The organism is Pantoea sp. ANP04 (assembly GCF_041982285.1).
GTDB classification, from domain to species: domain Bacteria; phylum Pseudomonadota; class Gammaproteobacteria; order Enterobacterales; family Enterobacteriaceae; genus Pantoea; species Pantoea eucalypti.
Genome location: NZ_JAUTYS010000005.1, coordinates 237,511 through 250,356, shown reverse-complemented (window position 1 = coordinate 250,356; position 12,846 = coordinate 237,511). Strand labels below are relative to the sequence as shown.

Annotated in this window: 18 protein-coding genes; 6 read left to right on the top strand and 12 right to left on the bottom strand. The window is 50.6% G+C overall.

Going from position 1 to position 12,846, the window contains the following annotated elements:
• Window positions 1-256: 256 nt before the first annotated feature.
• The 11 genes from Q7C21_RS09725 to Q7C21_RS09675 form a co-directional block, all read right to left on the bottom strand.
• Complete coding sequence (locus tag Q7C21_RS09725) at window positions 257-514, bottom strand: hypothetical protein (RefSeq protein ID WP_375150665.1); 258 nt, start codon at window positions 512-514, stop codon at window positions 257-259.
• A 74-nt stretch (window positions 515-588) separates the two neighbouring features.
• Window positions 589-822, bottom strand: a complete 234-nt coding sequence (locus Q7C21_RS09720; RefSeq protein WP_375150664.1) for a DinI family protein — start codon at window positions 820-822, stop codon at window positions 589-591.
• A gap of 8 nt (window positions 823-830) precedes the next feature.
• Complete coding sequence (locus tag Q7C21_RS09715) at window positions 831-1,016, bottom strand: hypothetical protein (RefSeq protein ID WP_191913775.1); 186 nt, start codon at window positions 1,014-1,016, stop codon at window positions 831-833.
• Window positions 1,017-1,213: 197 nt separating this feature from the next.
• Window positions 1,214-3,463, bottom strand: coding sequence for a replication endonuclease (locus Q7C21_RS09710; RefSeq protein ID WP_375150663.1), 2,250 nt, complete (start codon window positions 3,461-3,463; stop codon window positions 1,214-1,216).
• Window positions 3,460-4,323: a DNA adenine methylase gene (locus Q7C21_RS09705; RefSeq protein ID WP_375150662.1), complete on the bottom strand. Its 864-nt coding sequence runs from the start codon at window positions 4,321-4,323 to the stop codon at window positions 3,460-3,462. The genes Q7C21_RS09710 and Q7C21_RS09705 overlap by 4 nt, the downstream gene beginning before the upstream one ends.
• Complete coding sequence (locus Q7C21_RS09700) at window positions 4,320-4,547, bottom strand: TraR/DksA family transcriptional regulator (protein WP_128085155.1); 228 nt, start codon at window positions 4,545-4,547, stop codon at window positions 4,320-4,322. Before Q7C21_RS09700 ends, Q7C21_RS09705 begins: the two co-directional genes overlap by 4 nt.
• Entirely contained in the window at window positions 4,547-4,774 is a 228-nt protein-coding gene (locus Q7C21_RS09695; protein ID WP_375150661.1) for a DUF2732 domain-containing protein, read from the bottom strand. Before Q7C21_RS09695 ends, Q7C21_RS09700 begins: the two co-directional genes overlap by 1 nt.
• Before the next feature lie 68 nt (window positions 4,775-4,842).
• A complete protein-coding gene (locus Q7C21_RS09690; RefSeq protein WP_375150695.1) occupies window positions 4,843-5,160 on the bottom strand; it encodes a hypothetical protein in 318 nt (105 codons plus the stop codon).
• Window positions 5,161-5,224: 64 nt separating this feature from the next.
• Window positions 5,225-5,407, bottom strand: a complete 183-nt coding sequence (locus Q7C21_RS09685; RefSeq protein ID WP_375150660.1) for a phage filamentation protein Fil family protein — start codon at window positions 5,405-5,407, stop codon at window positions 5,225-5,227.
• 9 nt (window positions 5,408-5,416) lie between these two features.
• A complete protein-coding gene (locus Q7C21_RS09680; protein WP_375150659.1) occupies window positions 5,417-5,926 on the bottom strand; it encodes a phage regulatory CII family protein in 510 nt (169 codons plus the stop codon).
• A 33-nt stretch (window positions 5,927-5,959) separates the two neighbouring features.
• Complete coding sequence (locus tag Q7C21_RS09675; protein WP_375150658.1) at window positions 5,960-6,337, bottom strand: Cro/Cl family transcriptional regulator; 378 nt, start codon at window positions 6,335-6,337, stop codon at window positions 5,960-5,962.
• 122 nt (window positions 6,338-6,459) lie between these two features.
• On the opposite strand from Q7C21_RS09675, the gene Q7C21_RS09670 reads away from it, so the two are divergent.
• The 5 genes from Q7C21_RS09670 to yccS all read left to right on the top strand — a co-directional run bounded on the left by Q7C21_RS09670 (window position 6,460) and on the right by yccS (window position 11,463).
• Window positions 6,460-7,323: a phage repressor protein CI gene (locus Q7C21_RS09670; RefSeq protein ID WP_375150657.1), complete on the top strand. Its 864-nt coding sequence runs from the start codon at window positions 6,460-6,462 to the stop codon at window positions 7,321-7,323.
• Window positions 7,324-7,331: 8 nt separating this feature from the next.
• A complete protein-coding gene (locus Q7C21_RS09665) occupies window positions 7,332-7,673 on the top strand; it encodes a DUF2511 domain-containing protein (RefSeq protein WP_375150656.1) in 342 nt (113 codons plus the stop codon).
• Between the two features lie 22 nt (window positions 7,674-7,695).
• Window positions 7,696-8,745: a site-specific integrase gene (locus tag Q7C21_RS09660; RefSeq protein WP_375150655.1), complete on the top strand. Its 1,050-nt coding sequence runs from the start codon at window positions 7,696-7,698 to the stop codon at window positions 8,743-8,745.
• A 134-nt stretch (window positions 8,746-8,879) separates the two neighbouring features.
• On the top strand, window positions 8,880-9,320 hold the full coding sequence (locus Q7C21_RS09655; protein ID WP_003850033.1) for a YccF domain-containing protein: 441 nt from the start codon (window positions 8,880-8,882) through the stop codon (window positions 9,318-9,320).
• Window positions 9,304-11,463 (top strand): YccS family putative transporter, encoded by a 2,160-nt coding sequence (yccS, locus tag Q7C21_RS09650; protein ID WP_375150654.1) that lies wholly within the window; start codon window positions 9,304-9,306, stop codon window positions 11,461-11,463. Before Q7C21_RS09655 ends, yccS begins: the two co-directional genes overlap by 17 nt.
• On the opposite strand, the gene Q7C21_RS09645 is transcribed toward yccS, so the two are convergent.
• Window positions 11,460-12,089 (bottom strand): TfoX/Sxy family DNA transformation protein, encoded by a 630-nt coding sequence (locus Q7C21_RS09645; protein WP_375150653.1) that lies wholly within the window; start codon window positions 12,087-12,089, stop codon window positions 11,460-11,462. The two genes, yccS and Q7C21_RS09645, sit on opposite strands and share 4 nt — an antisense overlap.
• Window positions 12,090-12,299: 210 nt before the next feature.
• Between Q7C21_RS09645 and sulA the strand changes: the two genes are divergently transcribed.
• On the top strand, window positions 12,300-12,791 hold the full coding sequence (gene sulA / locus Q7C21_RS09640; protein WP_003850038.1) for an SOS-induced cell division inhibitor SulA: 492 nt from the start codon (window positions 12,300-12,302) through the stop codon (window positions 12,789-12,791).
• Window positions 12,792-12,846: the final 55 nt, after the last annotated feature.

The window sequence follows — 12,846 nt, the reverse complement described above, 5'->3', positions numbered from 1 at the left end:
ACAGTATTTTCTTATAAATTAGCTACCTTTAAACATTTGTCAAATCTATCCAGTCGAAAGGCATACTTATTCATACATTAGTTATACATGTTTGCAGGCGTGGCGCGCAATGCTATCCCCGCCACGCCTGCCCGCTTTATGCATCGCTTTTAATGCAGTTGCATTCACATAGCAAAACAGCGCCATTACTGGCGCTGCAGGGTGTTTCAGTGCTCTAAAAATTAATGCGGATCCATGCACGTTATGCATGCATAGCTCATTTGCGGGTTTCATTGCGTGAAAATTCGGAGGATGAAGCACTTACATAGCGCAGTTCCTGCAGATAAATGATGCCCTCACGAAGTGAAACAGGTCGCGGTAACTCGATCATAAAAACGAAATCGTAAGTCCTGCCCAGCCAGAACCCCCCGCCAGCCTCTTTAGGACGCTGAAAAAATACCCAGCCGCCGGAATGGAAGTATTCAAGGCAATCCCCACGGTAAACGATCTGATAATCAGTATCTTTTCCGGCCATTTGCTAACGCCTCGCAATGCTCGTTGTTCAACCGCGCCGCCACCAAAATCAAGATTTTGGCATCAGCCCGGTTATCAGTGCAGCCAGCTGTCATCTTCCCAGACGTTCTGTAGCAGGTCATTTATCCTGCGCCGGTCTTCGTCAACTTTTACACCAGGCATTTCAATTTTGGTGTAACTACCCTGCCTCACCTGCACCACTGCATCAGGAAACAGCGCAGTTACGCGCCTCTTAACCTCAGTATCGAAAGCATCAATTACTGACTGGCTTACCTTATGATTTTTATCGAGTGTAATTTCAATACGCATATCAATCCTTAATCTGCAGCGTAAAAGATTTCCTCGCCAGCATCCTGGCGGGTTTCCGAGTTTGCCAATTCGGCAATAATGGTGAGTGCCAGTTTCAGGTCTGACGGCTTGCAGTTTGCGATTAATGAAACCTCCGCAATAAATTGCACGCACGCCATTTTCTTATGTATCTGGTTTGATTCCTGAACCGTCATTTTCCCTCCCCAATTTGTACTGTGTATTTATACAGTAGCATAGCACTTATAAATTAAGAAAGAAAAATATCCACATCAAAAACCTTTTTATCTGGCTGATACCTAACAATTTTATTTAAGACGCAACTAAAAATTAAGATAACAATAAAACTTAAAGAGCTATCCATCGGACATCTAAGGATTGCTAATTCAACGCCTTAAAAGCCTTTTTTTGTACGAACATTTTCTGCTAAACGGTTAAAACGTTCTAATACGCTTGTCTTTCTCGGCTCCAGTATTGGCCGGGCCAGTTCTCCATCAGGTAAGCTGCGGAATGTTTGACCAGCGATTTTAGTCTGCGTGCCGCCAATCAGACGCACGGCCATCCCGCGACTGATGGTTTCACCGCTTAAATCTCTCACCTGGGCTATTACGTTGTCGCACGCAGCTTCGATTTTGTCAGACCGCCTCAGCTTCAGATGCCGCTTTTCTGGCTTCTGCGCCCTTATCCGGCTTAAAAGCTGACGCCGTTCCTTCCTGCTCATGCCGTCCAGGTCGATTTTTTCGAAACTTTCCGGCGGGTTCGAATCCTCAGATCTCAAACCTCTCGTACAGTTATTGACAGAACTCCGAGAGGACGCAGACGCGTCCTTAAATTCAAAACCCAAATCAACGGCACGTTTAGGGACAATCTTCCATTGCATCAGACGGGTTAAAATTGGCGTATCGTCGCCAACTTCGGTTGCGTAAACACCCTTGATGCGCACGGTTTCCTCACCGTACTCATTCACATCTTCGCTTGCCTGATACCAGGTGCGCACAGCCAGATCGTCGCGGCGCACGAACGGCCCGCCCTGCGCGTTAACGTATCCGGCCCAGTCTCCTGCGTCGGCTGCATCATGCGCGGCCGCAAACTCAACGCTCAGGCCGTGCGCGGTTTCGCTGTCTGCCATGCGGCGCAGCTCACGGTAAACCGTGACCGGCGCACCGCCCACAAACTGAAACTGCCGGATGTGCCAGCGTGCCGCCCAGGCAGAAACGGCCGAAGATGTTTCCTTCAGATCTTTTCCGCTCTCGTCGTCTGTCTCACCATCCAGTGCATAACCATCAATATTTTTGGAAATATATTTAGCAACGTAACCCGTTGCGCTGCCTTTCTCTGGATCGATAGCCTCGGCGTGAAAGCGGGCCTTACGGGCCTTGTCTGTCGTCAGCTCGCTGCTATCTTCCTGCCAGGCATAATCGCGCATAATTTCGCGCACGCGCTCAGCCTGCTCCGGGCGCATAAACATGAGCATGTGCCAGTGTGGGGTCGCATCATGATGAGGCTCAGCAACACGGATCCCGAAAATGCGGATTTCTTCTCGGTGCAGCTTGGCTCGGATTTTCTGCCAGACGCTGCATAGATAACGCTGCGTATCGGCCGGGCTGGCACCATTCCATTTGCGGTTACGGTGCCCGGTTTTGATTGTGGCGTGATAGCGAGCCGGAGCGGTCAGCGTGTAGAACTCGCCTATAAAGCCCATTTCATTGCAGATGTTTTCAAAGCCACGAATGCGGGTCATCAGCTCGCAGCGGCGGATCGCCGGGTTGGCCACACTGCCGTCGTATTTCTCGATCAGGCTGATGCGGTTGCCTTCCTCGTCTTCCAGCTCCATTCCCTTCAAAAATTCACGGGTGCGGCGCTTCTGCTCGCGCCACTCTGAAACGGTCATGCTGCTGGCGTAGGGGGTGTGCTTTTTGCTGACGTTAGCCAGGGCAATCTGAAGATGTTCACGCCATGATGAGGCCACGCGGCGCAGTCGGCCTTTCCACCATTTTTCCGTCTGCATACGCATGATCGCCGGGGTAACTTCCTCCGGGTCAAACAGCCGTGACGTTACTTTATCCCATAGTGGCGGGGTCTGGCTCAGCTCGCGGGTAATGGTGGCGGCCGTCATGTAAACGCGGTGCGTGTATTTATAATCTGACTCGTCGCTGGCCTGCTCGTGTGCCTGTACCAGCTCGGCGAGAATGAAATTAGCCACATCCCCGGCAAGCAAATCGACGTCGGCGCGAGCCATATCAGGCAGACGGTTAAAGCGGCGCATCAGCTCCCAAAGAGTGCCGCCCGCGCTGGCCGCGCCTGCCTGTTTAGTGGCATTACCTGCCAGCAGGTTAAACGTGCCGTGACTCATTTCACCGAGGCGATATTGAGCGTTAACGGTTTCAACGCGTGGCAATGTGCGCTCAACGAAAGTTTTCGTTAAGTACGCATTGGCGCGGGCTGTTCCCTGTGTCTTTTCCAGATCACTGACACGGCGTTTTACGTCGAGCTGTATCAGGGTCGGCTGCTTTTCGAGTAATTCCTGTGCACGCACTAAAGCCGCAATCATCTGACTGCGGCTGTGCATTTCCTCATAGGTGGGGTACGGGCTGGCAATGGCTTCCCGTGGAGCATTCCACGGGTAAGCGTATTCCTGAATCATCGGGACGCCTGCACTTCTGCAGACCAGTCAGCACCTGCGGCCGGATCAAAGCCAGACCACACAGGCGCGGCTACAGGATGGCGAACGGCGATAATTTCCGAGGCGCGCTTGCTCTTACCTGCGGCAACGCCAACCGAGCGGGCGACGCTGATGCAGTTAATACGGAAATCTCGAAGAATGCTGCGCGTGTAAAGCGTGTCGCTGTTTGAAACTATAACCGGGCAGCGCTCCGAGACGTCGAGCAGCATGCTGACCAGATCATGATGCTCATCTTTTCCAAAACCGGCAGAGTGATAGTCCGAAAACGTGCCGTCATACGGTGGATCGCAGTAGACCACATCGCCAGCTTTGGTCAGGCGCAGCGTTTCGCGGAAGTCGGCGCAGATGAATGTCGCGCGCTGGGCTTTCTCGGCAAATGCCTCTATCTCAGCCAGCGGAAAAAGCGGCTCTGCGTAATTACCGAACGGGATATTAAATTCACCGCGCTTGTTGTAGCGGCAAAGGCCGCGATAGCCATTGCGGTTCAGGTACAGGAAATAAGCGGCGCGCTCCAGTAGAGGCAGCGCCGGATTATGATTGAATGCCTCACGGATGGTGTAATAGCCTTCACCGGTCGTGTTCTGATTAAACAGGCTCGCTGCCACGACGATAAACGGACGGGTATGCTCCTTTATCTGACGGTAGAGGTTAATCAGGTCAGGATTAATATCTGCTACCAGATAGGCCGGGTAATCGGTATTCATCATTACTGCGCAGGAACCGGCGAAGGGTTCGATCAGGCGGTTACCTTCAGGCAGGTGCGCCAGCAGCTCCGGCATTACGCGGGTTTTATTTCCCGCCCATTTCAGGATTGTGCTCATACGGCACCGCCTTTGGAAACTTTCGCGCGCATTTCAGCCACGTCCTGACAGCTGACACAGCGAGTTACGCCACTCACGGCGCGGCGGCGCTTCTCCGGGATTGGCGCGTCGCAATCTTCACAGAATGAAGCCGCCACACTGACCGGGCGGTTAACCACGCTGGCGATATTGCGTGCCAGCAGCTCATCGGCGCGAGCCTGCGCCATGTCCATTGAGTCGGCCATCAGTGCAGCTCCTTTGATTCGTTCTGGTAGCGCTCAGCCTCACGGCGGATCAGGTCGGCGGCTTCAATACCGGAAAGCCCCTGCTGATGAACGTGCAGCGCAATCTCGACCAAGCGCTCCGAAACAACCAGTGCACGGTCTTTGCGCTCCTCGATCCGCGCCTTAGTGATAATTGCTGCCAGCGCTTCAGTGTCAGCATCAAATTTAAGTGTCTCGACATTTCTCATTTAACTTTCTCCAAAATTTAGGCAAAAGAATGCCCGGCGGGTTTACGCCATTGATTTTTGAATTTTATTTACTCAGGTAAAAAACAGTCTGCGGTTGAAAACTGACGGGGTAAAATGCCGCCCCATCGCGCCATCTTATTCATGGCAATAATAATTAGCCTCCTGCGGTCCTCTTCAAAATATTGAAACGGCCTTCCTATTTCATCCGGCTTAAAACTTTTAGGATTTTCTCGGTTTGCCAGCGTAAGCACACAGAATTTAAACTCATCATTCTGATGATTAAAATAACGCAATGCGGCGTTAGCGTTATTGTCACGCATCTGACGCCATTTTTTACGAAATTCATCAAACGTCATTGGCTGAATCTTATCAACGCGAGCGCCCATTAAATGAATTTTGGAAAAGCTGGCTGGCTCATGTTGCTTTGGTACTTCCCATAAAACTTTCATATTAGCGACCAAAAATACGGCGCAGGCGGTGTGAATATCCGTCGCGTTTTGTAGTGATACTTTTCAGCAGCTCTTGCTGGTTTTTACATGGATGCCAGGGCCTTCCATTTTCTCCCATGATCCAGCCATTTCCGTAAGACATTGACGGACTCTGGCGCTTGAGGTGTGCCGCAAATGAAATCATCGTGCGCCCTCAGCTGATACCAATCGAAGCACCCAGCCCGCTGATAGCGTCAACGGTTGAGGCTAAGGTCGGGTTAGAGTGAACGCGGGCCTGCACGGTCAGCGCGGCCAGCATCATGCAGCGAATACCAGTGTTTGCAGCCTCCAGAATACTGCGGCGGCATGTTGCAGTTATCCGCTCCGGGTTTGCGGCACTGGCGGCCATGCTTCCGACTTCAGCAGTCGCTTTCAGCACATAAGACTGAAACTTGTCTTTTGCCAGTTCATTAACCGGTACGCATGGCATGCACTGCAACTGCGCCAGCATCCCATCCATCAGCGTGGCATCTTCAGTCAGGTCAGTAAGTAGCAGCACTTCAGAAGCGGTAAGTTGATGCAATTGATCCGGGTTGAGCTTGTTACGCAAAGTTTGCACTTTCATGCCTGCACGATGTGCCAGTTCAGCCATGTTGTGCGTTAGCGCGAACTTGCGACAGGCGTCGTCATAGTGGGTATGGGTGGAGGTCTTAAAATCAAACATGGCTATTCCCTTGCTCAACTTGAATAATCGAAATCAGTTAAGAGATTGCGAGGTGCAGGCATCGATATAACGACAGTCCACAGCCTGCTGGGTGAGTTTGTCGCGCCATGCTTTGACATTGATGAGGGCTTTGCTGCGTTTTTCGGCCTTTTCTTTATTGGCAAAATCTTTAGTCGGAGCTTTTAAAAGTACGCCTTCATCAAGCCACTGCCACACAAGGCGCTCGCTGACGCCTCGCATTGCAGCAAAGTCAGGAACGCTCATTGTTTCAGCCATTGCAGATCCAATCATCCTCTGCAAGCTCGGCAGTAAGGCTGAGACGATAGCGTTGATTTGAGAATCGGTGAAAGCGCCGACTTGGTTTTGTGAATTCTCTAACTCATGCGTCAAAGTTGCTTTTGCATCTTTCATATCGCATTATCTCCGGTTGTGTGAAATATGGTGCAGTGATGTGCATCTTGGTCGATGAGCGTCACTATAGATCGTTAAAAATTACCTGTAAATAACTTTATGGATACTGGTGGTGCTTTCTTATGTCCGATGAACAGGGCGGTAGCTGGAAGATAGATGCGTCTGGCGGGGTTTTGGAGCGCATCATGTCTGCATACGGCGTTAAAATGCAGAAGGATTTGGCTGATGTATTGGGCATTGCTAAGCACAGCGTTAGCGGTTGGGTGCAGCGTGACACAATACCTGGCACGATCGTTGTTCGCTGCTGCATAGAGACTGGCGCGGATATCAATTGGCTGATTACTGGCAATCTTGCAAATGCAAATTTTCGTGATTCTAAGCCTCAACTTAAAGGCAAGGATGCCTATGAAGAAGTTATGGCTAACGGTGGCAAGCATGTCTTACGTCGCCTATTAGATGCCTACGGCTTTACCATGCAAAAGGAGCTGGGCGATTTACTTGATATCTCTTCTGGCACAATCAGCACATGGATCCGCAGGGAATATTTCCCCGGAGATGTAGTAGTTGCATGCGCGCTAGACACAGGCGTGTCTCTCAGATGGTTAGCAACTGGTAAAGGTGAGATGTTCGATAGTCAGCCCGAAGTTGTCACATCATCAATAAGTATTCCGAAGAAAAAATTAGTGTCGGGCGTTCTGATTGACGCAGGAAACTGGCTTATGGATCCGGCGCTTTCCACAGTCGATAAAGATTGCTTAGTGTTTATTGATGGTGTTGGTCACTCATGGCTAGTGAATACAGAGGCTAAGAACATCGCAAATGGTCGCTGGTTCGTTAATATTGATGACTCCTATGATGTGTATGATATCTCTCGCCTACCCGGTGGAAAAATTAAACTAACCAATCCAAATGTCTCGTTTGAATGTGGTGCATCAGACGTCACCCCATTTGGTGCGGTATTATTTACTCTGGAAAAACACGTTTAGGGATTGGAATGAAAAAGTTATTAATTGCCACAACATGTCTCTTTGCTGCATCAACAATTAACGCAGCTGAAAAGTCAGTTGATTTGGATTCGTCAAAATTAGGTGGGGAATGGCCCCTTACTTTTGATAAGGCCAAAGTGTCTTGCATAAATAAACGTTTCATTTTCGTTTATAACACTGAAACTGATGACCGATATCCTGTTAATGGCAGCGCCAAAGATGCAGTCAAGTCCGGCAAAATGGAAGGTGAAGATATAAGCACCGTATGGGCTAACGACCCAAATTATAAAGGGGTCAAGAAAAGCATCAGCCCAATTCTTGACGCTGGCAATAGCCTTTGTGATCAATAAGTAATTTACCTCGGTTCTCACTATGACTGTTACTAAACAAAAAAATGGCAAATGGCTCGCGCAGATATTCCCCAACGGTAGGGATGGAAAGCGTATCCGTAAGCAATTTAACACTAAAGGTGAGGCCGAGGCTTATGAGGATTATGAAAGAAAGAAGACCGAAGATAAGCCCTGGCTCGGTGAAAAAGAGGATCGCCGGAAGCTAAGCGAACTGATCCAGCTTTGGCACAACCTACACGGGCAGTCACTGACAGCAAGCAAACTGCGTCTTGCAAAGTTGAACATTGTTTGCAGGGGTATGGGTGATCCAATTGCTTCGAGGATAACAACTAAAGATTGGGCGCATTATCGCGACCAGCGGTTAAGCGGGAAAATTGACAATGGTTATCATGCCAACCCTCAGAAATGGATAGCGCAACCCATTACCGTAAACCGCGAACAGTACTACCTCGAAGCTGTATTCAACGAGTTGCGCCGACTCGGAGAGTGGAAGCTACCTAACCCTCTTGATGGAGTTCGGCCGTTCAAGGAAAAAGAAAAAGAGATGTCCTGGTTAACTGACGGACAGATCAAAACACTGCTTGGGGCCTGTGATTCATTTGGCAACATCAACCTTACACTAATCGTTAAAATCTGCCTGGCAACAGGGGCCAGATGGCGCGAAGCCGAGAACCTAACCCGTTCCCAGTTGTCACCTTATAAGCTCACGTTTATAAAAACCAAAGGCGGCAAAAACCGAACCGTCCCTATACCACGGTGGCTTTATGATGAGCTTTCACCCCTGAAAGATAAAATGTTTCAGCCTTGCTATAAGGCTTTCAGTGAAATGCTTAACATTGCCAATATCCAGTTAGCTGATGGTCAAAATACGCATGTGCTCCGGCACACATTCGCGAGCCATTTTATGATGAATGGAGGCAACATCTTAGTACTGCAGCGGATACTGGGTCATGCAAACATTCGTGAAACTATGAGGTACGCACACTTCGCACCAGATCATCTTGAAGAGGCTGCACAGCTCAACCCTATCGCGGGTTATAGTGGCAGCAATGTGGCAGCAGAGGATTCATAACACTGCATTCCCCTGCACTTAAAATTAACTTAACTAACTGTTTTTATTGCCAAGTTACTGTTGTTAAATGATGTTTTTTAAAACAAGCTAAACTTGGCGTCACATCTTGCGGAATGCAAAAGGAAAAGACGATCATGCGCACCGTTTTAAATATTCTTAATTTTGTCCTGGGTGGCTTTTTCACCACGCTGAGCTGGCTGTTTGCCACGTTAATCAGTGTCGTGCTGATTTTTACCCTGCCACTGACCCGCTCCTGCTGGGAAATTACAAAGCTCTCGCTGCTGCCGTTTGGCAACGAGGCGGTGCATGTCGATGTGCTTCGTCCTGAAAGTAAGAGTCATATTCTGAATACCGGCGGAACTTTCCTGAATATTTTCTGGCTGATTTTCTTTGGCTGGTGGCTCTGCCTTTCACATATCTCGGTGGGGATTGTGCAATGCATCAGCATCATCGGTATTCCAACAGGGATTGCGAACTTTAAGATTGCCGCTATCGCCCTCTGGCCGGTTGGACGCCGCGTGGTGTCCGTGGAAGAGGCGCGCGCCGCGCGCGAAGCCAATGCCCGCCGCTATTAATATGATGTCGGATGCAGTGCCTGGCTGGCGAAAATATCTGTTTAATAGTACGTGGCGCTATCTGCTGCGGATTTTGTTTGCGCTGAGTGGCTGCGCTGCCATCCCCTGGTGGCTGCATCAGATTGAGTGGACGATTCCCTTAACGCTGGGGGTGGTCGCGGCTGCGCTGGCCGATCTTGATGATCGCCTGGCCGGTCGTCTGAAGAATCTGCTGATTACCCTGCTTTGCTTCTGCATCGCCTCCGTTTCAGTAGAACTCCTGTTTCCCTATCCGTTCGCCTTTATTGTCGGGCTGGCGATCTCGACATGGGGCTTTATTCTGCTGGGTGCCCTGGGCCAGCGCTACGCCACTATCGCGTTTGGTGCGCTGCTGATTGCGGTCTATACCATGCTCGGCATCGGGCTGTTCAGTCAGTGGTATATGCAGCCGATGCTGCTGCTGGTCGGCGCGCTGTGGTACAACCTGCTGACGCTGCTGGGTCATCTGATGTTTCCGGTCCGGCCGGTGCAGGAACAGCTGGCTGGCAGCTTTTCACAACTGGCGCGTTACCTGGATGCCAAAGCGAATCTCTTCGATCCGGATGCTGGTGAGCAGGATGACGCCGCGTTTATCGATGCGGCGATGGTCAACAGCCAGTTAGTGGCGCAGCTCAACCTGACCAAAACTACGCTGCAGAGTCGACTGCGTGGCGATCGCGGGTCGCGCGGCACCCGCCGTAGTCTGCACTACTATTTTGTGGCGCAGGACATTCATGAACGGGCCAGCTCGTCCCATTTGCAATATCATCTGCTGCGCGGTGACTGGCGCTATAACGAAATTCTGTTTCGCTTCCAGCGTCTTCTTAACATGCAGGCACAAGCCTGTCGCCAGCTGGCACACTGCATTCTGGTGCGTGAAAGATGGGTGCATGACAGTCGATTTGAGCGCGCGTTTGAACGATTACAAAAAGCAATTGAACGGCTGGAGAAGCACGAGCCTGAGGCCGAGCATACCCGTGCCCTGTTCTGGCTGCTGCGCAATCTGCGCGCCATCGATGCCCACCTTGCCTCCATCGAATCTGAACAGACGCTGGCCGGTGAAGATCCTCAGCACAGCGATAATCTGCTGTCACGCGAAGGATTAAGTGGCTGGAGTGACATCCGGCTGCGCTTTAGCCGTCATCTCTCTCCCTCATCGGCGCTATTCCGGCATGCAGTTCGCATGTCAGTCGTGCTCTGTATCGGCTATGGCTTCATTAAGATCACCGGACTCGAGCGGGGATACTGGATTTTGCTGACCAGCCTGTTTGTCTGCCAGCCCAACTACAACGCAACGCAGCGGCGACTGGCCTTACGTATCGGCGGAACACTGGCGGGCATTGCTATTGGTCTGCCCGTTTTATGGCTGGTGCCCTCAATTGAAGGGCAGTTAATCCTGATTGTGATTTCCGGCGTGCTGTTCTTCGCTTTCAGGCAGGTACAGTATGCGCAGGCCACGCTGTTTATCACATTGCTGGTTCTGCTCTGCTTTAACCTGTTAGGGGAAGGCTTTGAGGTCGCCCTGCCACGCGTAGTGGACACCTTACTCGGCTGTGGACTGGCCTGGCTGGCTGTGGCGTTTATCTGGCCAGACTGGCGCTTTCGTCAGTTGCCGGCGGTGGCTGAACGAACCCTGAAAGCGAACTGCCGCTATCTGGATGCGATCATGGAACAGTATCATCAGGGCAAGGATAATCGTCTCGCCTATCGCATTGCCCGCCGTGACGCACACAATGCAGATGCCGAGCTGGCATCCGTGGTTTCAAACATGAGCAGTGAAAGTCGCACCAGTCAGAAACTGCGCGAATCGGCTTTTCAGCTGCTTTGCTCAAACCACTCGTTTCTGAGTTACATTTCTGCACTCGGCGCGCACCGTGACAAAATTACGGCACCAGAACTGCTGACCTTGCTGGATGATACAGTTTGTTATGTTGAGGATGTGCTTCAGACGGACGTAGTCAGCGATGAGCATGTTGAAACAATGCGCCATCAACTGGCTCATCGCATCAGCCAGTTGGCCGCAGATGCGGATGTGCGTGCGCCGCTGGTGCTTCAGCAACTCGGACTGCTGGTAGCCTTAATGCCTGATGTGGCTCGCCTGCGCCGCACGCTTATTGCTGATTAGCCTTCTTCGCCTCTGAAGTCTGGTTTCGATAAAAGCGTGCGTTGAAACCATGCATTCAGCTCGGCACGGGTGGCCAGTGGCAGTGCGGCCGCATGGTGGCCCGTAATTGCACCCTGCAGCGCCAGTAGTGTCTGAAATCCAACGTGCTGGTTGATCGCTTTTAACTTCAGCCAGCACTGTTTGGCTCCCATCTGGTAAAGATGATTGACACTCATCACGCCCGCCTCGTACAACATGACTTCCATGCGTACACTGAGATTAGGCAGATCTTTCAAACGCGGAGAGGCTTGTCTGTTCTGCAACTCGCGCTGTGCCGTTTCTAAAGAGGCCGCGGAGAGCGTCAGAAGATGGTCAGGATCCCGCCATAAGGCTTCATCGACCTGAAAGTAATCAAGCTTCACTGACTTTCCCCGTTTGCGAAAAATCAGGGGCTGGAGCGGACGGTCGGTAATGTAATCCCGCAAGGGTTCACTGGCCCGCAGGTAGAGTTCATCTTTATTAATTAACGCGAAAACCACGCTTTCGACAGCCAGTGCATAGCCACCAAACTGGGTCCGGGACTCAATTGTTCCCAACGGGCCCAGGTGCGCTCTGGAGCGCTCGACAACCGGGTTAATCTTTTTCATTGCACCACCTCCATGTAAGAAATATCTGGTAAATTACGTTGTGTATCAGGTAATTAGAAGATAAAAAAAAGTGGCAGCGGGTTCAATGAATAAATAGTGCTTCAACTAATCTTGTCGCGTTTTTGCGAGGCGTTTTCAGAAATTTGGGTTGATCTTTATCCAGGATGACAGTACTGTATATTCATACAGTCCACTGCTGGTGATTAACTTATGCGAACACAACATCCTAATAATGCACGCTATGCTCATCATTATGCGTCCTCTTCTGTTCCGTCCACGCAGGGTGGTGGAATTACTGAGTTACGTTACAGCGAGCAGCCCGGTATGATGCAGATGATGCTGTTGCCGTTATTACAGCAACTGAGTCAGCAGTCACGCTGGCAGTTGTGGTTAACACCGGCACATAAACTGAACCGCACCTGGTTGCAGGAATCAGGCTTACCATTAGATAAAAGTATGCATATCGCCGATTCTGAACGTCTGAATGCGGTTGAGGCGATGGTTAAAGCGTTGCGTACGGGAAATTACAGCGTTGTTCTGGCATGGATTCCGTACGATCTTGATGAAAATGAGCGTCGTCAACTTGAAAATGCGGCAGCTGAGGGTGAAGCGCTGGGTTTGATTTTGCGGGCCAGTGGGACAACGGAAGCGCCTCTGAGACCGCAAAGTGCGATAAAAATTCAGTCGGATTTGTTTCATTAAGTAAAAATAAGAAGTTTCCCAGGCTATTATTCTTATCAGTTGTCGCTAAACCACT